Raw genomic sequence first — 25,516 nt, 5'->3', positions numbered from 1 at the left:
ACCCCTCTCCTGGAGAAACCATGACAACGATGAACCGCAGGGACGCCCTGCGGATGCTCGGACTGTCCACCCTCGGCGCGACCGTCCTGGCGGCCTGCGCCCCCGACGCCTCCGGCGGCGGCGCGCCCAAGGGCGACACCGCGGCCAAGACCTTCGGCTTCACCTCGTGGTCGCTGAACGAGGAGGCGCAGAAGGGCGCCGTGCAGGCCATCGTGGACGCCTACGCGACGGCCGGGAAGGTGAAGGTCAACACCGCCTCCTTCCCCTACAACGAGTACCTCAACCAGGTGACGCTCAAGCTGCGCGGCGGCCAGATCTCGGGGGCCGTCCAGCTCGACATCTCCTGGCTCGGCGCCCTGGCCGCCATGGGCAGGCTCAGGGATCTCTCGCCCGAGGCCGCCAAGGGCGGCTACACCGAGGTGGCCCGCTCCAGCGGCCAGTTCGGCGGCAAGCAGCTCGGACTGCCCTGGACGACCGGCTCCATCGGCCTCATCGCCAACACCGAGCTGCTGGAGAAGGCCGGGGTGGACGGCCTGCCCTCGACGATCGAGGAGTTCGAGGCGGCGCTGGAGAAGGTCGGAAAGCTCGGCGGCGGCGTGGTGCCGTACGCGGCGGCGACCAAGGCGGCCCAACTCAAGGACATCCTGCCGTGGATGCAGACGTTCGGCAGCCCGCTGCTGAACGGCGACGAGATCGCGGTCGGCGACGACGCCTCCGTCGCCGCCGTCGAGTGGTACAAGAAGCTGCACGACGCCAAGCTCATCGCTCCCGACGTCGACCGCTTCGACGCCCGCGCGCTGTTCGCCCAGGGCAAGGCGGCCTTCTACGACGACGCGATCATCGCGCGCGGCGTGGTGTCCAGCCAGGCGCCCGACAAGACGCTGACCGAGAAGATGGCGCCGCTGGCCAGGCCGGTGCTGAAGGCCGGCGACACGCCGCGGGCGCTGCTGTGGGGCCACGTGATCGTGGTGGTGGACGGCGAGGGCGCCGACGCCGCCGCCGACTTCGCCTCCTTCGCCACCTCCGACACCGCGACCGTGGCCGGCTTCTTCGAGAAGGTGAAGCTGCCACCGACCACCACCGCGGGCCTCGCCGATCCGAAGGTCGCGGGCGACACCTTCACCACCGAGTGGACCGAGAAGATCACCAAGACGGCCTCGCCGAACCCGTTCTGGCGTTACGCCGGTTACGCGCAGATCGAGAGCACGATCGCCGAGCAGGTGCAGGCCGTCCTGGTCGGGCAGTCGTCGGCCAAGGAGGCGCTGGCCAAGGCGGCCGAGACCGCCAAGGGCCTGCAGAAGTAGCCCTTCTCCGGAAGGAGCCCTTCTCCGGAAGGAGCCCTTCTCCGGAAGGAGCCCTTCTCCGGAAGGAGCCCTTCTCCGGAAGGAGCCCTTCTCCGGAAGGAGCCCTTCTCCGGAAGGAGCCCTTCTCCGGAAGGAGCCCTTCTCCGGAAGGAGCCCTTTATCTGGAGGCCGCCCGGTAGGGGGCGGGTCCACGCGGAACGGCCATTCCGCGCGGACCCCCGTGTCCTCCCGGGCGGCTCCCGGCACTCCCTGCCAGCCATGACAGAGGTGTTCCCGCTCCATGGTCGCATGCCATGCCTGACGGGCGCCTCGGTTCCGCATGACCCCCCGCTCACCGACACCGTGAGGAAGCGCATGCCCATCCTGTCCAGAAGGCCGGCCGTCACCGTGGCGGCCGTGCTGCTCGCCCTGACCTGCCTCGCCGCCCCCGCGGAGGCCGGCGACGAGCCCTCCCCCGCCAGGCCCGTGCCCGCGATCGAGCGCCTGCCGTACGAGGTGGACCCCTCCAACCAGGCCGGCTGGTGGCGTCCGCTCGACTCCTTCCAGGGCGTCTCCTACGTCGCCTACAACGCGCCCGCCAGTACGGCGGGCCAGCACGAGGTGCACCTCGCCTCCAGAGCGGCGGACGGGACGTGGACCACCGCCTGCCTGCCCGCCGCCTCGGGCGGCTGCGTCACCTACGGCGACGACATCGGCCACAACCAGCCCTCGATCGTCGTGGACGGCGACGGGCGCATCCACGCGTTCGTGTCGATGCACAACCACCGCTGGCGGTACTACCAGAGCACCAGGGCCGGTGACGTGACCTCGATGGCCGAGGCCGCGGCGCAGCTGCCCGACAGGGACCTGTTCTTCACCTATCCCGTGACCGTGCGCGGCACGGACGGCGACGCCTACGTGCTGGCCAGGGCCGACCAGGACGCCCAGCGCACCCGCAGCGGGAGGCTCTACCGCTTCGACACCGCTACCGACACCTGGAGCAGGGCGGCCGTCGTCGCATCCGCCCGCGACCACGCCTTCTACCCCGACGACCTCCAGGTCGACGGCCTCGGCCGGGTGCACGTGCTGTGGGAGTGGGGCCCCTGGCCCTCCACCGCGCTGCGCCACCTGGGCTCCTACGCCGTCTACGACCCCGCCGACGGCTCCTTCCGCGACGCCGCAGGCGACCCCGTGACCGTTCCCGTCGGGCCCGACGCGGGCGCCCCGATCGTCTACCAGCCCTTCGCCGAGGGCGAGACGGTCCACTCGCCGAGCCCCGCCGTACAGACCGCCAAACTCGCCGTGGACGGCCAGGGCCTGCGCGGCATCGCCTATCGCTACCGCCCCGGGAGCCAGGGGGGCACCTTCGCCGGCTTCGACGTGCGCCATGCCACCTGGAACGGGTCGGCGTGGACGCTGGAGACCGTGGTCCGCAACGGCGACGGCGGCTTCCCCGTCGACAACTCCGCCACGATCGGCGTCACCCACGCCGGACCCAGCACCCGTATCTACTTCGTCGCCGAGGCGGGCGGCTGCGGCGGCGTCAGGAGCCAGGCCGTCATGGCGGAGCGCGCGGCGGGACAGGGCACCTGGGCGTTCAGCACGCTCGGCGAGGTGCGGCAGGGGTTGCAGCGGCTCCGCGCCGAGGACGGACGGCGCGGCACCGACCTCCTCTACCTGACCGCGCCGTACGAGGGGGCGCTCTGGCACGCGACCGTGCCCCGCGCGGCCAGGCCCGGTGTCGGCGAGCCGTTCGCGGCGATCGCCGAGCGGCTGTCCAGGACCACCGCTTCGGGGGTCAATGTCGCGTTGAACGCCACCGTCACCGCCTCCTCCTCACTGCGCGCGGGCACGGAGGGCGCCAAGGCGGTCGACGGGCTCTGCGCCGACGACAGCCGCTGGATCTCCGCCCAGGACGACGCCACGCCGGCCATCACCGTCGACTACGGGCGTCAGGTCCCGGTGCACGAGGTGGTGGTCCACAGCGGGTACAGCAGGGCCGCCACGGCCGGCAGCGACGTGCTGCGCGACTTCACGGTCGAGGCGCACACGGCGGAGGGCTGGCGTGAGCTCGGCCGGATCGCCGGCAACACCTCGGGCCGGGTGGCCGTTCCTGGAGGTGGCGTCACCGCCGACCAGGTGCGGCTGCTGATCACCGACCCGTCCGGCAACGAGCTCGACGTGGCCCGCGTGTACGAGATCGAGGTCCGCACCCTCACCTGACCTTCCCCTGGCCGCGCGGATCTTCCCCGTTCCTCCGCGCGGCCCTTCCCACCCTCGACGACACCCGCAATCCGGGGCACGCCCCCACCCGGTGTCACCTCCGCCGGAAGCACGCCCGCACGCCCCCACGGCCCCGGACGCCGTCAGCCCATCCCCTCCACCCGAAATCCCACGGCCACCGAACGCCGCCGCACGCCGTCAGCCCATTCGTTCCACCCGAAATCCCACGGCCACCGGTTGCCGACGCGCGCCCTCACCCCATGCCCTCCTCCGAATCGCGGAGCACCCGCGCACGCCGTCCTCCATTTCCCTCCCAGAAGACGACGAAAGCCCCGCCCCGGGAACCGGGAACGGGGCTTTCGGGTGTGGCGGTTATGCCTCGACGTGCTTGGGGTCGCCGTGGCAGCGCTTGTACTTCTTGCCGGAGCCGCACGGGCATGGCGCGTTGCGCTCCACGTTGCCGTAGGCGGCGCGCTCGGCGGCGGTGGTGCGGACGCTGGTGTGCTCGACCTCGCCGCCCTCACCGGGAGCGGTGTACTCCAGCTGGGCCGGACGCTCGGGTCCGCGCAGCCCGCGGGCGATGATCGACCGGGTCTCCGCGACCTCCGCGGACTCCTCGACGATCGGGTTCTCCTGCACCTCGACCTCGAGGTTGAACAGGTAGCCGACCGACTCCTCCTTGATGCCGTCGAGCATCGCGGAGAACATCTCGAAGCCCTCGCGCTGGTACTCGATCAGCGGGTCGCGCTGCGCCATCGCGCGCAGCCCGATGCCCTCCTGGAGGTAGTCCATCTCGTAGAGGTGCTCGCGCCACTTGCGGTCGAGGACCGACAGGATGACGCGCCGCTCCAGCTCGCGCATGGCCTCGGAGCCGAGCTCCTCCTCGCGCCGGTCGTAGGCGGCCAGGGCGTCGGCGATGACCTTCTCGTTGAGCAGCTCGGCGGACAGTTCCTCGCGGCCGCCGGCCTCCTCGATGACGTCCTCGAGCTTGAGCGAGATCGGGTAGAGCTCGCCGAACGCCTTCCACAGCTTGTCGAGGTCCCATTCCTCGGAGAAGCCCTCGGCGGTGGCGGCGGAGACGTACTCCTTGATCACGTCGGTGACGAAGCCGCGGACCTGCTCGTGCAGGTCGGCGCCCTCCAGCACGCGGTGGCGCTCGGCGTAGATCACCTTGCGCTGCCGGTTCATGACCTCGTCGTACTTCAGAACGTTCTTGCGGATCTCGAAGTTCTGCTGCTCGACCTGGTGCTGCGCGGAGGCGACGGCCTTGGTGACGATGCCCGACTCGATCGGCTGGTCGTCGGGGATGTTCATCCTGACCATGATCGATTCGACCCGCGGCGAGTTGAACAGGCGCATCAGGTCGTCGCCGAGCGAGAGGTAGAAGCGCGACTCACCCGGGTCGCCCTGACGGCCGGAACGGCCGCGCAGCTGGTTGTCGATGCGCCGCGACTCGTGGCGCTCGGTGCCGAGGACGTAGAGCCCACCGAGGCCGGTGACCTCCTCGTGCTCGGCCTTGACCGCCTGCTTGGCCTTCTCCAGCGCCTCGGGCCAGGCCTTGTCGTACTCTTCGGGCGTCTCGATCGGGTCGAGGCCGCGCTGGCGCAGCTCGATGTCGGCGCGGAACTCGGGGCTGCCGCCGAGCATGATGTCGGTGCCGCGGCCCGCCATGTTGGTGGCCACCGTCACGGCGTGCTTGCGGCCCGCCTCGGCGACGATCGCCGCCTCACGCGCGTGGTTCTTGGCGTTGAGCACCTCGTGCTTGACGCCCCTGCGGGTCAGCAGCTTCGACAGCCGCTCGGACTTCTCGACCGAGGTGGTGCCGACGAGGACCGGCTGGCCGATCTCGTAGCGCTCGACGATGTCGTCGACGACCGCGTGGAACTTGGCGTCCTCGGTCCGGTAGATCAGGTCGGACTGGTCCTTGCGGATCATCGGCCTGTTGGTCGGGATCGGGACGACGCCGAGCTTGTAGGTCTGGTGGAACTCGTTGGCCTCGGTGACCGCGGTGCCGGTCATGCCGGACAGCTTGGTGTAGAGGCGGAAGTAGTTCTGGAGGGTGATCGTGGCGAGCGTCTGGTTCTCGTCCTTGATCTTCACCCCCTCCTTGGCCTCGATGGCCTGGTGCATGCCCTCGTTGTAGCGGCGCCCGTGCAGGACTCGACCGGTGAACTCGTCGACGATCAGGACCTCGCCGTCGGCGACGATGTAGTCCTTGTCCTTCTTGTAGAGCTCCTTGGCCTTCAACGCGTTGTTGAGGTAGCCGACCAGGTGGGTGTGCTCGGGCTTGTAGAGGTTGTCGATGCCGAGCCAGTCCTCGACCTTCTCCACACCGGCCTCGAGGATGCCGACCGTGCGCTTCTTCTCGTCGACGACGTAGTCGCCGGTGCTGGGCTCGCCGGGCGTCTTGGCCTCGACGCCCTTGCGGAGGCGCGGCACGATCTTGGCGAACTCGGTGTACCACTTGCCCGACTGCTCGCCGGGGCCCGAGATGATCAGCGGGGTACGGGCCTCGTCGATGAGGATGGAGTCGACCTCGTCCACGATCGCGAAGTTGTGGCCGCGCTGGACGCACTCCTCCAGCGACCACGCCATGTTGTCGCGGAGGTAGTCGAAGCCGAACTCGTTGTTCGTCCCGTACGTGATGTCGGCGTTGTACATCTTGCGGCGCTCGGCCGGGTCCTGCCCCGCGAGGATCATCCCGACCTCGAGACCGAGGAAGCGGTGGATGCGGCCCATGTTCTCGGCGCCGACCTTGACCAGATAGTCGTTGGTCGTGATGACGTGGACGCCCTTGCCCGAGATGGCGTTGAGGTAGGAGGGAAGAGTAGCGGTCAGGGTCTTGCCCTCACCGGTCTTCATCTCCGAGATGTTGCCCAGATGAAGGTTGGCGCCGCCCATGATCTGGACGTCGAAGGGACGCTGTCCCAGCACGCGGCGCGCAGCCTCGCGGACCGTCGCGAACGCCTCGGGGAGCAGGTCGTCGAGCGACTCGCCATCGGCGTGTCGCTGCTTGAACTCATCCGTGAGCGCGCGCAACTCCGCGTCGGACAGGCTCTTGAAGTCGTCCTCGATGGAGTTGACCTGGACGGCGATCCGATTGAGCTTGCGCAGGATCTTGTTCTCGCCGGCGCGCAGAATCTTGTCGAGAATGGCTGGCACTTTGTGTAAAGCTCCTCGCAGGTCTACCCCGGCGGCCGCCAGGAGGAGAGGCTGAGACAAACTTCCCCGTTGCCATCGTAGGCCGTTCTGCCACCAGACACAGCCACCGCGCTGGGGAGGCCGCAGTCATCGTCTGGGAGAATGGTCTTTCGGCAGAGCGTATGCCGATCTAGACCGATCTCGCACCATTGACATGGCAGGGCGGGAAACACCTTCAGGAGGGATAGGCCATGGCAGATGGTCACAACCTAGGCAACCACGGTGGGCGTGCGTCGTCGTGGCTGGCGGTCACCGTCATCTTCGCCGGGTTCATCGTGGGCGGCGTCGGCCTGACGATGGCCAACTGGCTGATCATCTGGATCGGCGTAGGGGTGATCGCCCTGGGCGGGATCCTCGCCCTCGTCTTCGACATCTTCTCCGACGTCGTCATCGACGCGCCGCGCGCGGGCATGCGCGCCGAGGACCATCGCTGACGAGATTCTCCCCCGGTGGCGGGCGCCCGGGCACCCACCACGCCCGCCCCGCCACCACAGTTCGTGGGCACAAAAACCTGGCACCCCAGCCCGAACGGCCGGACCCGCCATCCTCTCTGCACCCCCTTCTCTGAGAGTCCGCGCCACAAGGCTCCCGCTCGAGAACCCCGGCGCCCCGGTAACCCCCTCCTCTCGTACGGCCGGCCGTTTTCTGTCGGTGCTCGCGGTTACGATGCCCGGCATGCTGTGCCGTACGGAATCCGTGACATGACCGAGTTGAGTGCCGATGACGCGCGCAGGCTGATCCTGCGCGCCCAGGGCTTCATGGGTGCCGACGTCCGCCGTGGTGGAGTGCAGGGCATGCTCCGCAGGCTGGGCGCCGTCCAACTCGACACCGTCTCCGTCCTCGCCCGCTCGCACGAACTGGTCGCCTACGGCAGGCTCGGCGCCGTCGGCAGGGAGACGATCGAGCGCGCCTACTGGCACAACCCGGCCCGCAGCTTCGAGTACTGGTGTCACGCCGCCTGCATCCTCCCCATCGAGCACTGGCCGCTCTACGACTTCCGCCGCCGCGCCTACCGCGCGAGGAAGCAGCGCTGGCACGAGGTCCCTGCCGACTACGAGAAGGTGCTCCACCAGGTGCGCGACAGCGGCCCGGTGACCACCTCCGACATCGGCGGCGCCAAGAAGAGCGCCGAGTGGTGGGACTGGTCCGACTCCAAGATCGCGCTGGAGTGGCTGCTCGACATCGGCGAGCTCGTCTGCACCCAGCGCATCGGCTGGCGCAGGGTCTACGACCTGGCCGAACGCGCCGTCCCCGCCGACGTGCTCGGCGTGGAGCTCACCGACGAGGAGTGCGTCGTACGGCTGGCCCGCATCGCGGGTGCCGCCCTCGGTGTGGCCACGCGCGGCGATCTGATCGACTTCCTCAGGCTCAAGGGCCCCTACGCCGCGATGCTCGACGAGGCCCTGGCCAGCGGTGCTGCCGGACTCGTCCCGGTGCACGTGGCCGGCTGGCCGACAGCCAAGCCTTCTCGCCGCACAGCCGCCACGCCTCCGACGGCATCATCCACCTCCATTGCCACATCCTCCGGCTCCGCGGCTCCGGGCTCCATCCCCTCGGACACCGCATCTCGGGGCTCCATCCTCCCGGCCGCATCCTCGGGCTCCGTTGGCTCGAGCTCTGTTTTCTCGGCCTCCGCGACTCCGGGCACCGTCGAGTCGGGCTCCGCTGGCTCGGGCTCGGTTACTTCCGGTTCCGTGGCCGTCACCTCTGGTTCCGTTGTTTCGGGAGCCGTGTCCTCCGGCTTGGAACCTCTCAGCGCCGAGCCCCTTGACGCTGCGGCCTCCGACTCCGTGCTCTCCAACTCCCTACTTTCCGGCTCGGGGACCTCCGGGTCCCAAGTCTCTGGGTCCGGCGGCTCGGGGTCCGCTGTCTCCGGGTCCGGGGACTCGGGGTCCGGGGTTTCCAGGTCCTCACTCTCGGGGTTCGGGGTCTCCGGGCGGGGTTCCTTGGGCTCCGGTGGGGTCGGCTTGCCCGCGGTTTCGGGGCGGGTGCCGAACGCCTGGGCGGATCCCGAGGCGCTGGCGTCGGTTCCACGCGGACGGCATCGCACCACGCTGGTCTCGCCGTTCGACTCGCTCATCTGGCACAGGGGCCGGACCTCGCGAATCTTCGATTTCGACTACCAGCTGGAGCTGTACGTCCCCAAGGCGAAGCGCGTCCACGGCTACTTCACGATGCCGGTCCTCGCGGGCGGCAGGCTGATCGGCAGGGTCGATCCCGCGCGTGAGGGGTCCACCTTCGTGGCCAGGCATGTGTCGTTCGAGTCGTCCGTGGTGCGTTCGGCCGACATCGCGGCGGTGCTGGAGGCGCTCTGGTCGGCGGCGAGCTGGGTGGGCTGCACCGACGTACGGGTCGAGCGGGTCACCCCCGAGGCTCACACCCGCCCGCTCCTCGACGCGCTGTCCCAGGGGCCCTCGGACCTCCGGTGACCCTGCGCATGGTCGTCGGCACCGCGCTGAACCTGCGAGGACAGTCCATAGAGGGCGCCGAGGCGTTGTACCCGGCCTGGGACCTGAGACGCCCTCGGCGTTGCGCCCTCGCCTGAGACCTGGGACGCCCTCGGCGTTGTAACCCTGCCTGAGACCTGGGACGCCCTCGGCGTTGTAACCCTGCCTGAGACCTGGGACGCCCTCGGCGTTGCACCCCCGCCTCCAGAGGACTTCGGGCCGCCGACTCCGTCCCGGGCCGAGGTCCTCCGAGGGCTCGACTCGCGCCTCTACGCGTGAAGCGACGCGTCCTCATCCAAGCTGCCCAGGTTGTCGGAACGCGATCGCCGCGCCGCTGCGGTTCTCCCCGAGACAGCCGCTGTCAGGTGATCTCCAGCATGCGTTCCCGGACGGCGTAGACCACGGCCTCCATCCTCGAATGCAGCTGCAGCTTGTCGAGGATGTTGCGGACGTGGTTCTTCACCGTGTTCTCCGAGATGAACAGCTGTTTGGCGATCTCCCGGTTGTTCATCCCCTTCGCCACCAGCCGCAGCACCTCCATCTCCCGGTCCGTCAGTCGCGGAACGGGCAGCTGGGGTGGCCGTTCGGCCTCCTTGCGGCTCATGTTGGCGAACTCGGTGATGAGCTTCGCCGCCATCGCGGGGTTGATGAGGGACTGACCCTCGTACACCCCCCGCACCGCGTCGGGCACCTCGTCGATCTGGACGTCCTTCAGCAGATAACCGGTCGCCCCTGCCTTGATCGCCTCGAAGAGGTCCTCCTCCTCGTCGCTGACCGTCAGCATGATGATCCTGGTGCTCGGCACCGACGCCTTGATGCCGCCGGTCGCCTCGATGCCGCCCTGTCTGGGCATGCGAACATCCATCAGGACGACGTCGGGGAGGAGACGATCGGCAAGCTCGACCGCCTCCTGCCCGTCGCTCGCCTCGCCGACCACCTCGATGTCCTCCTCGGCCGCCAAAGCCAGCGCGAGGCTGCGCCTGATCAGCTCGTGATCGTCAACGATCATCACGCGGATCGGGTCGCTCATGCGGCCTCCTCGGGGGACCGCATCTGCCTGATGGCTCGCTCGCTCACGTGGCCGGGGCGCGCCGCCTCGACTCGCTCGCTGCGCTCGCTCACGTCTCCTCCTCGTGGGGGGCCAGAGCCGTTGAACCGCCATGATGCCAGGGTTTTGCGGTCCTGGGGTGGTCGAGAGGATCTTGTTTACGTCATTACGGCTCGACGAGCCGCAACACGCCGTAGTTGTAGCCGCGCCGACTGTAGACGACGCTCGGCTGGCCGCTCTCCTTGTCACGGAACAGGTAGAAGTCGTGACCGACCAGTTCCATCTCGAGAAGGGCCTGGTCAATGGTCATCGGCTCGGCTTTGTGGAACTTCTCCCGGACGACGCAGGGGCCTTCGCCGTCCATCTCGATGGGAACGATGTCGTCGTAGGCCTTGTCGTCGGGGAGGATGTCCTCCTCCTCCGGCTCCGCCTGCGCGGGAGCGGCGGCGGCCTGCGGTGTCGTGTCGTAGACGTCGGCCAGCGCCGCCGTCAGCTCGGCCACGGAAGGGGTCGCGTGGTTGCCGTGATGAACCTTGCGCCGGTCCGCGATCCGCCTGAGGCGGCCTTCGAGCTTGTCGAGTGCGAGGTCGAGGGCGGCGAATCGGTCGTCGGCCGAGGCCTCGGCGCGAACGGCGGGTCCTCGTGAGTGAATGGTGAGCTCGACGCGCTCGCGCTGATCTGCGAGACGGGGGTTGCGCTCCTTCGACACCTCCACATCGACTCGAATGAGCTTGTTGTCCAGACGCTCGATCCTGGCCAGCTTGGTCGTCACGTGGTCCCGGAACCGGTCACTCACTCCTGTGTGCCGTCCCTTGACGATGATGTCCATGCAACAGCCCCCCTTCGTCTAACGACTGAGACAGAGCGCCCGACGATGTGCCTGCCGGGCGAGGTCTAGTTCCACCGTTACCCTCTTTCGACACGTCATCACCAGCGGCTCCAGTGGCACCCGCTCGGCCGACCTGGTCTTCGACCCCACAATCGCCTGCTGAGAGGTTCGCAGCTCTTTGCCACTACTGCCCTTCTCTTCTGGTCGGGGGACATCTGGACCCCCGGGAAGGCAGGACTTACTCCTAAGCCGCACCGTGATCAGTCGACAAAGAGTCGCCTTACGTGGACCGTTTCGCCTGCGGCTGGCATCGGCTAGCAGAGCCGGGAGCCCCGACCCTGCGCAACCACGGACCCGAACGGGTGCCATGTCAGAACGCTATCCGCATCCCGTCCGAATGTCAGCCTGGGGATCGCCTAAAAGATCACTTTGCGTGATTTTCCAAGCTCGAACGAGGGGTAACAGATGTCCGCATTAGCGACTGAATACCCTTTGCAGACGGGCCTGCCGAGCCCGATGAGCTGCGCGCGAGGAAGAGAGATGTAGCGAAGCGGGGAGGCTGGAGACTTGGCGTCGTCTTTACTCTCAGTCACCTCAACGAATCCTGGTTTTTCCGGCGTGTCGCGGCGATGGTCACCGCGACGTTCACGACCGCCCCCGCCGCCCGCACCGCCCTGGCCGCCTCGGCCAGTGTCGCGCCGGTCGTGACGACGTCGTCCACAAGGACCACAGGCGCCCCTGAGCGGCCATTCAGGGGCGCGCGGCCCGCCTGCGCGACTCGTAGGGAGGACTCGAGATTGGCGACCCTCTGCGCGGCGCTGAGCCCCGCCTGGTCCGCCACTCTCCGGTGCTGCCTGAGATCGGTGCGGAGGGTGACCGCCCTGCCCAGCGTCGCCAGCTGCCGTACGGCGAGCGCGGCCAGCCGCCCCACCGGGTCGTGCCCTCTCGCGCGTACGGCCCGCCTGGCGCTCGGCACCGGCACGACGACGAAGGCTCCCCGGGGCATGGCGGTGACGATGGTGAAGGCCAGCGCCTGGGCTAACGGGACGGCGAGAGCCGTACGGCCGCGCTCCTTGTAGTGGAGGATCGCCTCGCGGGCCGCGCCCTCGTAGAGCGCCGCCGACCAGCAGACGGGCAGCCCTTCGGGGCCGGGGACCGGTGTCCTGACGGCGGGGGCGACGACCAGGCACGCGTCGCACAGCAGCGCGCCGCGGGCGGCGCAGCCAACGCATCGGACGGGGAGGAGGAGGTCGAGCACGCGTGCCAGGATGCCCGGCCCCACCGACAGAACCGCACCGCCCACAAGACCCGGCCAAGGGCGTGCGAGGTCAACGCCGGGAACCACACGAGGGAACAAGGCGCGAGATGAAGCCAGGCGGGGCTTGCCGGGGGCACGAGGCGGGGGCAATCGCCCGAGGGAACGAACGCGCGAGGCGGGGCAGTCGCCCGAGGGGGTGAACGCGCGATGGGGGTGACGCGCGATGTGGCAGCGAATGCGCGGGAGAGGCGGGAAAGCCGCCAGGTGAAGCCGCAGAGGAGGTCAGTCGAGGGGGAAGGTGGGGTAGAGGGTGCCCGGCTGGGCCTTGGTGTCGACCCACTTGTCCTGCACGAGCTCCAGCACCTTGCCGCCCCCGTCCTTGTCGGCGTCGGTGCCCGCCACCAGCCGGTCGTTCAACGCCGTGATGGACGTGGTGTGCTCGTGGGCCGGAAGTTGCCGCACCGCGCCGTTGCTGATGTCGATCTCGGAGAGGGTGCGGTCCGAGTTGCTGCTCCCCAGCGCGAGCAGGTGCTCGGAGTCGCGCCAGGCGAGGTCCTTGATCTCCTCGGTGTCTCCCGCCGTCAGCAACGTCTGGAAGTGGTCGAGCTTGTCGCCGGTGATGACGCCGACCATGACGGAGACGCCCTTGCCGTCGGCCACGATGGCGGCCACCCTGGTGCCGTCCCTCGCGACCTTGAAGGCCTTGACCTGCTTGCCGTTCAGCTCGGGGGCGGCGATGCGCGTCACCGGCTGGTCCAGGGCCGACATGTCGTAGCGCAGGACGTAGGAGGTCTGCGCGTCGATCCTGTCGACGGTCCAGAGCGTGCCGTTCCAGTTCCAGCTGGGGGCGGTCAGGTCGGTGCCCTTGATGGCCTCCTCCCACTGCCCGTCGCCGGCGAGGCGGTTGATCCAGATGCTGCGCCCGTCGCTCTTGAGCGCGGCCACGTACTCCGTCGGGTCGCCCTCGCGCGGCCCCGGCGTGCCGGTGATCGCGGGCTCCTTGTAGACGTCGCCCAGCTGGCCGACGGGCCCGGGGAAGGCGATGCCCGCGCCGTTCTCTCCGAGCCGCATCAGCTGGCCGTTCTGGACGAAGTAGACCTTGCTCTCGGGCGAGCGCAGCCACGCGTCGGTCTGCTTGGGAGCGATCGTCAGCGGGCCCGACTCGAAGAAGGACTCGCCGTTGAGCCGCACCTCGATGGTGCGTCCCTTGGTCAGGTCCCGCAGGCTCCACTGCAGCTGCCGCATCAGCGCCTCGACGGGCGCGGGCTGGGCCTTGAACTGGCCCTCGAGCCTGACCACGACGGTCTCGTCGCCCGGATCGATCCGGTCGAGGCTGATGCCCTCGAACGCGGTGGAGACCGCGCCCTCGAGCGACTCGCTGGGCCCTTCGAGCAGCCGGTCGACGATCGTCTCCGCGAGCGACCTGCGCGGGTTGACGGGCAGCCACACGTGGTCGACGACGGGGATGGCCATGGGGTTGTCGAGCGAGCCCGAGCCGCTGAGGAAGTAGACGTCGGCCGGTGCGTACGCCCTGCGCACGTCGGCCGCGGTCAGGAGCGTCAGCCCGTTGCTGAGCATGGAGACGCGGTAGCCCTGCGGCGTCTTGGCGACGGGGATGTTCAGGATGAACTTCTCCCGCTTGGGCTCGTACCAGCCGTCGTCGTGGATGATCGCGATCTGGGTGGCCTCGATCTGGACGACGCCCTCGCGCACCTCCTTGACGGAGGGGTTGTCGTCCACCACGGTGACCGACTCGCCCGGCTTCCAGGCCTGCTTGGCCGCGGGGGTGAGGTACTCCCGCAGGATCTTCTGCTCGACGTCGTCGAAGCTGGCCATCGCCGCGAGGAGACCCTCGACGGTCTGCGTCGCCGTCCAGTCGGGGTGGGGCGACGTGGCGACCATGCGCTGGAACGGCTTGGTCATCGAGTCCGCCGCGTCGGCGGGCCTGGCCAGCTCGGGCGGCCCGCCCACAGAGATCACCGAACAGGCGGACCCGCCGCAGGCCACGCTGGCCGCGAGCATGAGAACGCCGAACTTCCTACTCCGCATGGAGCACCCCCTCCCCCGCCGCCGGTGCGAGCACCGGCGTGATGTGCCCGCGCCAGGTCCGCCGCATTTCCACCTCCGGCGGCACGAGCGACAGCGGCGACCCCTTGAGCACGGCCCCCGCCGTGCGGGGCAGGGTGAGCCTGAACTGCGACCCCTCCCCAGGCGCTCCCCACGCCTGCAGCCAGCCTCCGTGCAACATGGCGTCCTCGCGGGAGATCGCCAGCCCGAGCCCGGTTCCGCCGATCGTGCGCGCCCGCGAGGGATCCGCCCTCCAGAACCGGTCGAAGACCATCTGCTCCTCGCCCGGCTTCAGACCGACCCCGTGATCCCGTACGGCCACGGCCGCGGCGTCACGGTCGGCCCCCACCGTCACCACGATCTCGCGCCCCTCACCGTGCTCGATCGCGTTGAACAGCAGGTTGCGCAGGATCCGTTCCACCCTTCGACTGTCGATCTCGGCCATGCACGGCTCGCTCGGCAGCCGCAGCTCGAAGCGGGTGCCGTGCCGTTCGGCCAGCGCCTCGGAGTCGCCCACCGCGCGCAGCACGACGTCGCGCACGTCGGTGGAGTCGAGGTCGAGCGTGGCCGCGCCGGCGTCGTAGCGGCTGATCTCCAGCAGGTCGGCCAGCATCGACTCGAACCGCTCCAGCTGGGCCTGCATCAGCTCGGCCGAGCGCGCGGCCATCGGCTCGAAGTCTTCGCGCGCGTCGTAGAGCAGGTCGGCGGCCATGCGCACGGTGGTGAGCGGGGTTCGCAGCTCGTGCGAGACGTCGGAGACGAACTGCCGCTGCACCTGCGACAGCTCCTCCAGCTGGTGGATCTTGAGCGCCAGGTTGGCGGCCATCTCGTTGAAGGAGGTGGCCAGGCGCGCGAGGTCGTCCTCGCCGCGGACCTTGAGCCGCTCGTCGAGCCGTCCGGAGGCCAGGCGCTCCGCCGCCTGGCGGGCCAGCCGTACGGGGGTCACGACCTGGCGGGTGACCAGGGAGGCGATGGCGCCGAGCAGCAGCACCAGGCCGATGCCGACGACCACCAGCACCTGGCGGACCGTGGACAGCATCTCCTCCTCGCCGGTGAGCGGGAAGAAGTGGTAGACCTCGTAGCCGTTCTGGACGAAGGCGCCGACCACGAGGGTCAGCTCGGGCTCGCCGCCCGCGGCGAACTTGATGCGCTTCCTGACCTGCTGCGGTTCGTTGAGCACGCCCTTGTCGCGCTTCATCTGCAGCTTCGCGCGCAGGTCGGCGGGCACGTCGACGGGCAGCACCCGGCCCGTGGCCCGCGACCCGCCCGGCTCGGTCGGGTTGAGCACGAGCAGCTGGTAGCGCTTCTGCCAGCCGCTCTCACCGGTGCCGATGATGTCGTAGAGGGCCTGGTCGAGCGGGTCTTCGGTGACCGAGGGACTGCCGTCGGCGGGCTTGTCGCGCGCGGCGGGCTCCTGGTTGAGCGCGGCCACGATGGCGACTCTGTCGGCCGTGGCGTCGGTGACTGCGGCCTGGGTGCGGCTGTCGACGACCGAGGTGTTGATCTGGTCGACCAGGAAGACGCCGAGGACCGCGACCACGGTCACCGAGATCACCAGCGTGCTGGTGATGACCTGGAGCTGGAGCGAGCGCCGCCAGGTGTGGCGGACCATCCCCGCCGCGCGTCTGGCCCGCCGCCGGACGCCGCCCAGAATCTGGCGGATCGTCCTGCGACGTTGCCTGCTCTTCGACGGGAACATGAGAAAGGAAAGGCTCAGGCCGGGCCGGCTTTGTAACCCACGCCACGGACCGTGACCACGATCTCCGGGTGCTCGGGGTCCTTCTCGATCTTGGCGCGCAGCCGCTGGACGTGCACGTTGACCAGGCGGGTGTCGGCCGCGTGGCGGTAACCCCAGACCTGCTCGAGGAGCACCTCTCGGGTGAAGACCTGGCGCGGCTTGCGGGCCAGCGCGACGAGCAGGTCGAACTCGAGCGGGGTGAGGTTGATGGTCTCCTCGCCGCGCTTGACCGAGTGGCCCGCGACGTCGATGGTGATGTCGCCGATCTGCAGGATCTCGGGGGTCGGCTCGTCGGTACGGCGCAGCCGGGCCCGCACCCTGGCCACGAGCTCCTTGGGCTTGAACGGCTTGACGATGTAGTCGTCGGCGCCCGACTCGAGGCCGAGCACGACGTCGATCGTGTCGCTCTTGGCGGTGAGCATGACGATGGGCACCCCCGACTCCGCCCTGATCCTGCGCGCCACGTCGATGCCGTCCGCCCCCGGCAGCATCAGGTCGAGCAGAACCAGATCCGGGCGCGTATCCCGGAACGCGTCGAGGGCCTTGTCGCCGTCGGAGACGAAGGATGGTTCGAAACCTTCACCCCTCAGCACGATGCCGAGCATCTCGGCGAGAGCGGCGTCGTCGTCGACGACCAGCACGCGTCCTTTCATGGCCCCTCATTCGTTCTACGCATTGTGGGACATACCCGCACGGTTGCTGAAGGTTACCCTTGCCAGGCTCCTGACATAACCATCAGACCATCGAAAGCCGAATTTTAGACTCCCCTGCACCGCCCGCAATCTCAGTGTGCAAGACAATCGCGTGTTTCGACCATCCCCGTACTCCGACTACACCAATGAGTCGCCCACCGTGCCAGGATTGGTATATGTCAGACGGTCACGAGACGCCGCCCGGCTGGTCGGCTGAGCAGCCTCCGCCCTACCGGGCCCCCGGATCCCCCTACAGCGGCGGTCCGCACCCGTCAGCGTGGCAGCAACCTGTTCCGCCCCAGCCCCCCTACGGCCAGCAGGGCTACGGCTACGTCCCGCCGCCCGCGCTGCGGCCGGGAATCATCCCGCTGCGCCCGCTCGGCCTCGGCGACATCTACGACGGCACCATCAAGCTCATCAGGTCCAACCCCAAAGCGGTGCTCGGCCTGTCGGCGATCGTGGCGGCCATCGCCGCGGTGCCGGTCTCGATCGGGCAGGCGCTGAACCTCAGCGCCATCGGCGGCAGCCTGACCAACCCGACGGCCGACCCGACGGCGCTGGAGAGCGGGGCCGTCGCCCAGTACGTGCCGACGGCCATCTCGTCGGTGGTCAGCCTGGCGGCGGTCACGATCCTGACCGGCATCCTCATCAGAATCCTCGGCAGGGCCGTCTTCGGCGGGAAGATCACCGCGGGCGAGGCCTGGCGGCTGGTCTCCGCGCGGGTGCCCGCGCTGTTCGGGGTGGCCTTCATCGTCATCGGGCTCCTCCTGCTGCCGCTCATCCCGCTCGTGTTGGTCGTCATCGCCGTCGCGTCGGGCGGGCAGGCGGGGCCGGCGGTCGGCCTCGGCCTGCTCTTCGTGTTCGCCTACATCGCCTACGCGCTGGTCGTCAACACGCGCTTCGCCTTCGCCGCTCCCATCGTGGTGCTGGAGGGGCTCGGCCCCGTGCAGGCGATGCGCCGCTCGTGGCGGCTGGTGACCGGCGACTTCTGGCGGGTGTTCGGCATCCTCCTGCTCACCACGGTCATCGCCTCGGTGGTCAGCATGATCATCAGCTTCCCCTTCGGGCTCATCGCCGGCGTGGTGAGCGTGCTGAGCGGCGGGTCGACAGGCGCGACCGTCGCGGTCGCCGTGGTCCTCGCCATCGGCACCACGCTCGGCGCGATGCTCACCTACCCGCTCCAGGCGGGCGTGGCGGGGCTGCTCTACACCGACAGGCGGATGCGCAGCGAGGCCTTCGACCTGGTCCTGCAGACCGCCGCCCTCGAACAGCAGCGGCAGGGCTGGGTGCACGCCACGGCCGACGAGCTCTGGCATCCGTCGAACGCCCGCAGGCCGTGACCCCTCTGGGACGTGAGGAGGCGCAGCGCAGGGCGGCCGAGGAGCTGGCCAAGCCGGGCTACGCCCGCGAGTCGCTGCTCGACCGGCTCTACCGCACCTTCCAGCAGCTCCTCGGCGACCTGATCGACTTCGCCCCCGGCGGCAGCCCCGTCGGCGCGCTCCTCGCCGCGCTGCTGCTCGTCCTGGTCGTCGTCGTGCTCGTCACGGTGCCGGCCTGGCTGGCGCGCAGGTCGGCCCGCGCCAGGACGGCCGTGCCCGGCGACCTGTTCGGCGGCAGGGCGATGATCGCCGCCGAGCACCGGCAGGCGGCCGAACGGCTGGCGGCGGAGGGCCGCTGGGCCGAGGCCGTCCAGGAACGGCTCCGCGCGATCGCCCGCGACCTGCAGGACAGGGCGCTGATCGACGGCCTGCCCGGCAAGACCGCCGACGAGCTGGCCGCGGAGGCGGGCAGGTCGCTGCCGCCCTTCGCCGAGGAGCTGGCCGCGGCGGCGCGCGCCTTCGACGACGTCACCTACGGCGGCGTGCCGGGAAGTCCCGCCGCGTACGCGATGCTGCGCGACCTCGACGAACGGCTCCGCCTGGCCAGGCCGGTGGCGCTGTGAGCGTCTCGACCTCTCCCACGGCGGCGGGCCTGTGGCGGCGGAGCAGGGCGACCGTGGCGGTCGCGCTGCTCGTCGTGGCGACCGCGGTGTTCGGCGCGCTGCTCGCCGGCGGCGATCAGGGCCGCTACCTCGACCCCGACGACACCTCGCTGCGCGGCTCGAGGGCGCTGGCCGAGCTGCTGCGCGACAGGGGCGTGCGCGTCGACAGGGTGGACTCGGTGGCCACCGCCGAGTCCCTGGCCCGTGAAGGCGACCGTCTCCTGCTGGTCGGCGCGCCGTGGAACGGCGACTACAGCGAGGCCGAACGGCTCGCCGACATCTCCGGCGACCTCGTGGTCGTGGGCGACCAGCCGTACCTCGACGTGCTGGCCCCCGCCGTCGAGCACGACGGGCAGGCGCGCCTGCGCTCGCGCGAGCCCGGCTGCCGCCTGCCCGCCGCCCGCGCCGCGGGCAGCGCCTACCTGGGCGGTCTGACCTTCAAGGCGAGCGGTGACTCCTGCTACGCGGGCTCCCTCGCGGTGGCCGGTACGGTCACCGTGCTCGGCAGCGGTGAGTTCATGACCAACCAGCGCCTGGCCGAGGACGGCAACGCCGCGCTCGCGCTGAACCTGCTCGGCTCCCGCAAGGCCGTCACCTGGCTGGTGCCCGCGCCGCCGCGGCCTGGCGACGACCAGCTGGCGGGCCCGGGAGGCAGGAGCATCGGGGAGCTCATGCCCGACAACGTTCCGTGGGCGGTGCTCATGGCCGCCATCGCGGTCGTGGTGGTCGCGCTCTGGCAGGGCAGGCGGCTCGGGCCCGTGGTGGCCGAGCGGCTGCCCGTGGTGGTCAGGGCGGCCGAGACCGTGGAGGGCAGAGGACGGCTCTACCGCGCCCGCAGGGCCCGCGTCCAGGCCGCGGAGGCGCTGCGTGGCGGCGCCCTCGACCGGCTGACGCCCCGGCTGGGGCTGGGCGGGCAGCCTGGTGCCGACGAGGTCGTGGCGGCGCTCGCCGCACGCACGGGGCTGGAACCGGGCCACCTCGGCGCCGCGCTGTACGGCCCGCCCCCGGCCGACGACGCGGGTCTCGTGGCCCTGGCCGGATACTTGGACGAGATCGAGAGGCAGGTTCGTGAACACTGAGGAGACCACCCGCGTCGCGGGGCGCGGTGACATGGCGCGCGAGGCGCTCGGCGCGTTGCGCGCCGAGGTGGCCAAGGCCGTGGTGGGCCAGGACGCGGTCGTGACAGGGCTGGTCATCGCGCTGCTGTGCAGGGGGCACGTGCTCCTGGAGGGCGTGCCGGGCGTGGCCAAGACGCTGATGGTCCGCACGCTGTCGGCGGCGCTGTCCCTCGACTTCAAGCGGGTGCAGTTCACGCCCGACCTGATGCCGGGCGACGTGACGGGCTCGCTGATCTACGACGCGAAGACCGCGGAGTTCGACTTCCGCGAAGGACCGGTCTTCACCAACCTGCTGCTCGCCGACGAGATCAACCGCACGCCGCCGAAGACACAGGCGGCGCTGCTGGAGGCGATGGAGGAGCGCCAGGTCAGTGTCGAAGGCGATGCCAGGCCGCTGCCCGACCCGTTCGTGGTGTGCGCGACGCAGAACCCGGTGGAGTACGAGGGCACCTACCAGCTGCCCGAGGCGCAGCTCGACAGGTTCCTGCTGAAGCTGACCGTGCCGCTGCCGCCGCGCGACCAGGAGATCGCGGTGCTCGAACGGCACGCGCGCGGCTTCGATCCGCGCGACCTGACGCAGGTGAAGCCGGTTGCCTCGGCCGACGACCTGGCCGCGGGGCGCGAGGCCGTGGCCGCCGTGCACGTGGCACCCGAGGTGCTCGGTTACATCGTCGACCTGGCCAGGGCGACCAGGCAGTCGCCCTCGCTCCAGCTGGGCGTCTCGCCGCGTGGCGCGACGGCGCTGCTGGCCGCCTCCAGGGCGTGGGCGTGGCTGTCGGGCCGCACGTACGTGACACCCGACGACGTGAAGGCGCTGGCCAGGCCCGCGCTGCGGCACCGGATCCAGCTGCGGCCCGAGGCCGAGCTCGAGGGCGCGACCACGGACGGCCTGCTCGACGGCATCCTGGCGGCCGTGCCGGTTCCCCGCTGATGGCGCTGACCGGGCGGGCGGGGCTGGTCGCGGCCCTGTGGATCGTGGTGGTGCTGTTCGTGCCGCAGCCCGGCTACGCGGTGCTCGCGGGCTGCCTGCTGCTGGCCGCCGCCATCGTGGTGGACCTGCTGTTCGCGGGGTCGGTGCGACCGCTGCGGTTCACCCGCTCAGGGGCCGCCTCGGTACGGCTGGGCGAGACGGCCACGGTCGAGCTGGTCGTGGAGAATCCCGGTCCTCGGCGGGTGCGCGGTGTGCTGCGCGACGCGTGGCAGCCCTCGGCCGGGCTGTCGCCCAGGACGGTGCCCATCGACGTGCCTGCGGGCGAGCGGCGCCGGCTGGTGTTCGAGCTGAAGCCCACGCGGCGCGGGGACAGGTCGTCGGAGGCGGTCACCGTACGGGCCTTCGGGCCTCTCGGGCTGGCCGCGCGTCAGGGCGGCCACAGCGTGCCGTGGACGGTGCGGGTGCTGCCGCCCTTCCTGTCCCGCAAGCACCTCCCCTCGCGCCTGTCGCGGCTGCGGGAGCTCGAGGGCAACCATCCCGCGCTGGTCAGAGGGCAGGGCACGGAGTTCGACTCGCTGCGGGAGTACGTGGTGGGCGACGACGTGCGCTCCATCGACTGGCGTGCCACGGCCCGCCGCAACGACGTGGTGGTGCGGACCTGGCGGCCCGAGAGGGACCGGCGCGTGCTGATCGTGCTCGACACGGGGCGCACGTCCGCGGGGCGCGTGGGAACGGGATGGCCCAGGCTGGACTGGTCCATGGACGCCGCGTTGCTGCTGGCCGCGCTCGCCGCCAAGGCCGGTGACCAGGTCGACTTCCTCGCCTACGACAGGGCGGTGCGCGCCTGGGTGTCGGGCGCCTCGCGCACCGAGCTGCTGTCGGCGCTGGTGAACGTCATGGCGCCGGTCGAGGCCTCGCTGGTCGAGTCCGACGCGCCGGGTATGGCGGCCGCGATCCTGGCCAGGGCCAAGCGCAGGGCGCTGGTGATCCTGCTGACCGACCTCAACTCCGCGGCCCTCGAGGAGGGGCTGCTGCCGGTGCTGCCCCAGCTGTCGTCGCGGCACCTGCTGCTGGTGGCCGGCGTCTCCGACCCGCTGGTCGCGGCCATGGCGGCGGGCAGGGGGACGGCGGAGCAGGTCTACGACGCCGCGGCGGCCGAGCGCTCCGTCGCCGAGCGCAGGCGCATCACCGCTCGGCTGCGCGGGCACGGCGTCGAGGTCGTGGACGCGCTGCCCGAGGACTTCGCGCCCGCGCTCGCCGACGCGTACCTGGCGCTGAAGGCCGCGGGGCGGCTCTAGTTCGTCGGCACCACGTCGGGCGCCCTTTCGAGGTCGCCCGTCTCGCCCTCTCGGTAGGCCTTCCTGCCGAAGTGGACGACATAGGCGATGAAGGCCACCTCGGCGATCACCCCGATGCTCAGGCGCGCCCATGTCGGCAGCCCCGAGGGCGTGACGAGCGCCTCGATCAGGCCGGACACGAACAGCACCAGGACCAGCCCGATCGCCACGCTGATGACCGCCCTGCCCTGCTCGGCCAGCGCGTCGACCCTGCGGCGCGGCCCTGGCACGATGACCGTCCAGCCGAGCCGCATGCCGACCGCCGCGGCCAGGAAGACCGCCGTGAGCTCCAGCAGGCCGTGCGGCAGGATCAGGCCGAAGAAGATGTCGAGCTTGTCGCGCGACGCCATCAGACCGCCGGAGACGCCCACGTTGGCGGCGTTCTGGAACAGGATCCAGGGGATCGGCAGGCCCAGGAAGATCGCGAACACGATGACCTGCATGGAGAGCCAGGCGTTGTTGATCCACACCCTGCTGGCGAACGAGGCGGCCGGGTTCTCCGAGTAGTAGTCGGCGAAGTCGTGCTCGACCAGCTGCCTGATCTCCTCCGGGGTGCCCACGGCGGCCTGGACCTCGGGGTTGCCCGCCACCCACGCGCCCATGATCCACGAGACCGCCACAAAGGCCAGGGCGCTGATCAGCCACCACCACCGGGCGCGGTAGGCCACGACGGGGAACGACACGGTGAAGAACCTGACGACATCGCGCCACGCGGGCGCGTGCGCGCCGGTCACCGCCGAGCGCGCTCTCGCCACCAGCGCGGACAGCCTGCCGACGAGGACCGCGTCCTGCGTGCCCGAGCGCACGATGGACAGGTGGGTCGAGACGCGCTGGTAGAGCTCGACCAGCTCGTCGACCTCCGCGCCCGTCAGCGACCTGCGCCGCCGTACCAGGTGGTCGAGTCGATCCCACGCGGGGCGGTGCGCGGCGACGAAGGCGTCAATGTCCACCGGGACATTCTGGCACTAGGCTCCCCTTATGTCCGAGGTGGTAACAGGCGACGCGGTCGTCGTCGAGGTCAGGGTGGCCCAGCCGCCCATCCGAGCCGTAGCGCTGATGATCGACATGCTCGTGCAGGTCGTGCTGATGGTCGGCGTCTTCCTCGCGGTCGGCTACTCCTCGGTCATCTCCGATCCCGCCCTGGCCGCCGCGGTGTCGATCCTGATCAGCGTGCTGGTGATAGCCGGCTATCCCGTCATCTTCGAGACGGCGACGCGGGGGCGCAGCCTCGGCAAGCTGGCCCTCGGACTGCGGGTCGTGAGCGACGACGGCGGCCCCGAACGGTTCAGGCAGGCGCTGTTCAGGGGGCTGGCGGGGGTGCTGGAATTCTGGACCTTCTTCGGCGCGCCCGCGCTCATCGCCTCGCTGATCTCGCAGCGCGGCAAGCGGCTGGGTGACGTGTTCGCGGGGACGATCGTGATCTCCGAGCGGGGGCCGAGCGGGATGTCCCAGCCCGTGATGATGCCTCCCGCTCTCGAGGGATGGGCTCGCACGCTGGAGCTCTCGCAGCTGCCCGCAGAGGTGGCAGGGGCGGCCCGGCAGTACCTGATGCGGTGGCACGACCTGTCGCCCGCCGTCCAGCACGAGATGGGGGTGCGCATCGCCACGCAGGTGGCGGCGTACGTGACGCCCCCGCCGCCGCCCGGGGTGCCCGCACACGCCTATCTGAGCGCGGTGCTGGCCGAGCGCCGGCGGCGGGACCAGGCACGTTATCCACAGGCCGGGCCCGGCCACGGCGTTCGTCCACAGGCCGGGCCACACCCCCCACCCGCGCCGTACGGCCGGCCGTACGCTCAGCCCCATGCCCCGCAGGCCGCTCCCCCACAGCCTTCCCCGCAGCAGCCGGCTCCGCCGGCCTCCGCCCCGCGCACCACGCCGGGCGGGTTCGCGCCTCCACAGTGAGCCGCGCGCCGCCCGCTTCGAGGCGGCGCGCGGTCCTACGTCAGAACGGCAGCTGCGTCTGGGTGTTCAGGACGCTCAGCCGCACCTTGGCCGCGGGGTCCGTCAGCTTGTCGGAGATCCGCAGCACGTCGAAGCCCTGCTGGATGTCGCTGCTGTAGATGTGGCCGTTGTAGTAGTACGCCGACCACGACCCCGCGATGTTGCGCGGCTTCAGCGGGCCCCTGTCGAAGTAGCCGATCTCCTTGGGCGCCGCGGAGTCGGTGAAGTCCCAGATCGAGACCCCGCCCTGGTACCACGCCTGCACCATGATGTCCTTGCCCTTGACCGGGATCAGCGAGCCGTTGTGCGCGACGCAGTTCTCCGACGACTGCTGGTGCCTGCCGATCTTGTAGTAGGCCTTGTGCACCAGTTCGCCGTCCACGATGTCGAAGATGGCGTCCGCGCCCCGCTCGGGCCCGATCGTCGCGTTGCAGGTGGCCGACGCGCCGCCGCCGAGCTCGTCGGTGAAGACCACCTTCGTTCCCGCGTTGTTGAAGGTCGCCGAGTGCCAGAAGGCGAAGTTCTCGTCGGTCACGGTCGCGGTGACCTTGGGCCGCTCGCGGTCGGAGATGTCCATCAGCACGCCGTCACCCATGCAGGCGCCCGCGGCCAGGTTCTTGGAGGGGTAGACCGTGATGTCGTGGCAGCCGCTGGTGGGCAGGAGCAGGCCGCTCTGCTGCTCGTTGCCGCCCTCGGGGAAGAGCACGGGCCGCGAGACGACCTTCGCGTCCGTCGGCTTGTTCAGCGGCACCTTGACGATTGAGATGCGGTCGTGCGGCGGCTTGCACTCGGGGTAGATGTCCGCCGGCATGTACGACGAGACATACAGGTAGACCGACTTGCCCGACTTGTCCGGCACGAGGGTGTGCGTGTGCGACCCGCAGGCCGTCTCGACCGCCTTGATGTACTTCGGCCGCGCCTTGTCGCTGATGTCGAAGATCCTGATGCCCTCCCACGACTTCTTGCTCGTGGGCGAGCCGTAGTCGCTCTTGCAGGAGTCGTCGTCGCGCGGATCGTCGACCGACAGGAAGAGCAGGTCGCCCTTGACCGAGATGTCGTTCTGCGCGCCCTCGCAGGCCACCTGGCTGACCGCCTTGGGCTGCGCCGGATTCTTGATGTCGTAGATCGTGAAACCGTTGTAGTTGCCCTGGTAGGCGTAGTCGCCCTGGAAGGCCAGGTCCGAGTTGAACGCGTCCGGGCCGGTGAACGCGCCCTTCTTGGGCAGGTTCGCCACGTGCTCGACGTTGGCGCTCTTGAGAATCTTGTCGGCTGACTCCGCCTGTGCCGGCATCGTGGCCGCCACAAGAGTCAGGGCCGTACCAGCCAGCACGAGCACACGGCCGAGTCTGGACGCCACCGGGGACCTCCTGTCGAGATAATGATCAGACTCGACCCACTATGTCACCACGTGTCACCTGGCAT

19 protein-coding genes are annotated in these 25,516 nt (G+C 70.1%); 10 read left to right on the top strand and 9 right to left on the bottom strand.

The genetic code is table 11. The features are described 5' to 3' along the window. Positions 1-20: 20 nt before the first annotated feature. Positions 21-1,304, top strand: a complete 1,284-nt coding sequence (locus tag H4W81_RS42270) for an ABC transporter substrate-binding protein (RefSeq protein ID WP_192779923.1) — start codon at positions 21-23, stop codon at positions 1,302-1,304. A 354-nt stretch (positions 1,305-1,658) separates the two neighbouring features. Further along, positions 1,659-3,506, top strand: coding sequence for a BNR-4 repeat-containing protein (locus tag H4W81_RS42265; protein WP_192779922.1), 1,848 nt, complete (start codon positions 1,659-1,661; stop codon positions 3,504-3,506). A gap of 372 nt (positions 3,507-3,878) precedes the next feature. Here the strand turns inward: H4W81_RS42265 and secA are convergent, their stop codons facing one another. Beyond that, positions 3,879-6,668, bottom strand: a complete 2,790-nt coding sequence (secA, locus tag H4W81_RS42260) for a preprotein translocase subunit SecA (protein ID WP_192779921.1) — start codon at positions 6,666-6,668, stop codon at positions 3,879-3,881. A 230-nt stretch (positions 6,669-6,898) separates the two neighbouring features. On the opposite strand from secA, the gene H4W81_RS42255 reads away from it, so the two are divergent. Next, positions 6,899-7,141 (top strand): HGxxPAAW family protein, encoded by a 243-nt coding sequence (locus H4W81_RS42255; RefSeq protein ID WP_192779920.1) that lies wholly within the window; start codon positions 6,899-6,901, stop codon positions 7,139-7,141. 267 nt (positions 7,142-7,408) lie between these two features. Then, positions 7,409-9,136: a winged helix-turn-helix domain-containing protein gene (locus H4W81_RS48090; protein WP_225959052.1), complete on the top strand. Its 1,728-nt coding sequence runs from the start codon at positions 7,409-7,411 to the stop codon at positions 9,134-9,136. Positions 9,137-9,515: 379 nt separating this feature from the next. On the opposite strand, the gene H4W81_RS42240 is transcribed toward H4W81_RS48090, so the two are convergent. The 6 genes from H4W81_RS42240 to mtrA all read right to left on the bottom strand — a co-directional run bounded on the left by H4W81_RS42240 (position 9,516) and on the right by mtrA (position 16,747). Continuing rightward, the gene (locus H4W81_RS42240) at positions 9,516-10,184 is read right to left on the bottom strand and encodes a response regulator (RefSeq protein ID WP_192779919.1); all 669 of its coding nucleotides are present in this window, start codon (positions 10,182-10,184) and stop codon (positions 9,516-9,518) included. 184 nt (positions 10,185-10,368) lie between these two features. After that, complete coding sequence (gene hpf / locus H4W81_RS42235; RefSeq protein WP_192779918.1) at positions 10,369-11,031, bottom strand: ribosome hibernation-promoting factor, HPF/YfiA family; 663 nt, start codon at positions 11,029-11,031, stop codon at positions 10,369-10,371. Positions 11,032-11,620: 589 nt separating this feature from the next. Continuing rightward, entirely contained in the window at positions 11,621-12,289 is a 669-nt protein-coding gene (locus H4W81_RS42230) for a ComF family protein (RefSeq protein ID WP_318782421.1), read from the bottom strand. Positions 12,290-12,571: 282 nt separating this feature from the next. Then, complete coding sequence (locus tag H4W81_RS42225) at positions 12,572-14,338, bottom strand: LpqB family beta-propeller domain-containing protein (RefSeq protein WP_192779917.1); 1,767 nt, start codon at positions 14,336-14,338, stop codon at positions 12,572-12,574. Next, positions 14,328-16,055: an MtrAB system histidine kinase MtrB gene (gene mtrB / locus H4W81_RS42220; protein ID WP_192779916.1), complete on the bottom strand. Its 1,728-nt coding sequence runs from the start codon at positions 16,053-16,055 to the stop codon at positions 14,328-14,330. The genes H4W81_RS42225 and mtrB overlap by 11 nt, the downstream gene beginning before the upstream one ends. A 14-nt stretch (positions 16,056-16,069) precedes the next feature. After that, entirely contained in the window at positions 16,070-16,747 is a 678-nt protein-coding gene (gene mtrA / locus H4W81_RS42215) for an MtrAB system response regulator MtrA (protein ID WP_043620615.1), read from the bottom strand. Between the two features lie 215 nt (positions 16,748-16,962). Between mtrA and H4W81_RS42210 the strand changes: the two genes are divergently transcribed. Genes H4W81_RS42210 through H4W81_RS42190 form a run of 5 tightly spaced genes read left to right on the top strand, consistent with a single transcriptional unit; the run spans position 16,963 to position 22,114 of the window. Continuing rightward, positions 16,963-18,126, top strand: a complete 1,164-nt coding sequence (locus tag H4W81_RS42210) for a glycerophosphoryl diester phosphodiesterase membrane domain-containing protein (RefSeq protein ID WP_192779915.1) — start codon at positions 16,963-16,965, stop codon at positions 18,124-18,126. Further along, positions 18,123-18,728, top strand: a complete 606-nt coding sequence (locus H4W81_RS42205) for a DUF4129 domain-containing protein (RefSeq protein ID WP_192779914.1) — start codon at positions 18,123-18,125, stop codon at positions 18,726-18,728. Before H4W81_RS42210 ends, H4W81_RS42205 begins: the two co-directional genes overlap by 4 nt. Further along, positions 18,725-19,846: a DUF4350 domain-containing protein gene (locus H4W81_RS42200; RefSeq protein ID WP_192779913.1), complete on the top strand. Its 1,122-nt coding sequence runs from the start codon at positions 18,725-18,727 to the stop codon at positions 19,844-19,846. The genes H4W81_RS42205 and H4W81_RS42200 overlap by 4 nt, the downstream gene beginning before the upstream one ends. A 31-nt stretch (positions 19,847-19,877) precedes the next feature. Then, positions 19,878-20,816 carry an AAA family ATPase gene (locus H4W81_RS42195; RefSeq protein ID WP_192781367.1) on the top strand — a complete coding sequence of 313 codons (939 nt, stop codon included), beginning with the start codon at positions 19,878-19,880 and terminating at the stop codon, positions 20,814-20,816. After that, complete coding sequence (locus H4W81_RS42190; protein ID WP_192779912.1) at positions 20,816-22,114, top strand: DUF58 domain-containing protein; 1,299 nt, start codon at positions 20,816-20,818, stop codon at positions 22,112-22,114. The genes H4W81_RS42195 and H4W81_RS42190 overlap by 1 nt, the downstream gene beginning before the upstream one ends. On the opposite strand, the gene H4W81_RS42185 is transcribed toward H4W81_RS42190, so the two are convergent. Then, on the bottom strand, positions 22,111-23,103 hold the full coding sequence (locus H4W81_RS42185; RefSeq protein WP_192779911.1) for a stage II sporulation protein M: 993 nt from the start codon (positions 23,101-23,103) through the stop codon (positions 22,111-22,113). The two genes, H4W81_RS42190 and H4W81_RS42185, sit on opposite strands and share 4 nt — an antisense overlap. Before the next feature lie 28 nt (positions 23,104-23,131). Between H4W81_RS42185 and H4W81_RS42180 the strand changes: the two genes are divergently transcribed. Next, complete coding sequence (locus H4W81_RS42180; RefSeq protein WP_192779910.1) at positions 23,132-24,055, top strand: RDD family protein; 924 nt, start codon at positions 23,132-23,134, stop codon at positions 24,053-24,055. 40 nt (positions 24,056-24,095) lie between these two features. Here the strand turns inward: H4W81_RS42180 and H4W81_RS42175 are convergent, their stop codons facing one another. Then, complete coding sequence (locus H4W81_RS42175; protein WP_192781366.1) at positions 24,096-25,385, bottom strand: LVIVD repeat-containing protein; 1,290 nt, start codon at positions 25,383-25,385, stop codon at positions 24,096-24,098. Positions 25,386-25,516 lie beyond the last annotated feature (131 nt).

Source organism: Nonomuraea africana, from assembly GCF_014873535.1.
In the GTDB taxonomy this organism is placed as follows: domain Bacteria; phylum Actinomycetota; class Actinomycetes; order Streptosporangiales; family Streptosporangiaceae; genus Nonomuraea; species Nonomuraea africana.
Note: the sequence above shows the minus strand (reverse complement) of the source record. Positions and strands in the feature narration are given on the sequence as shown.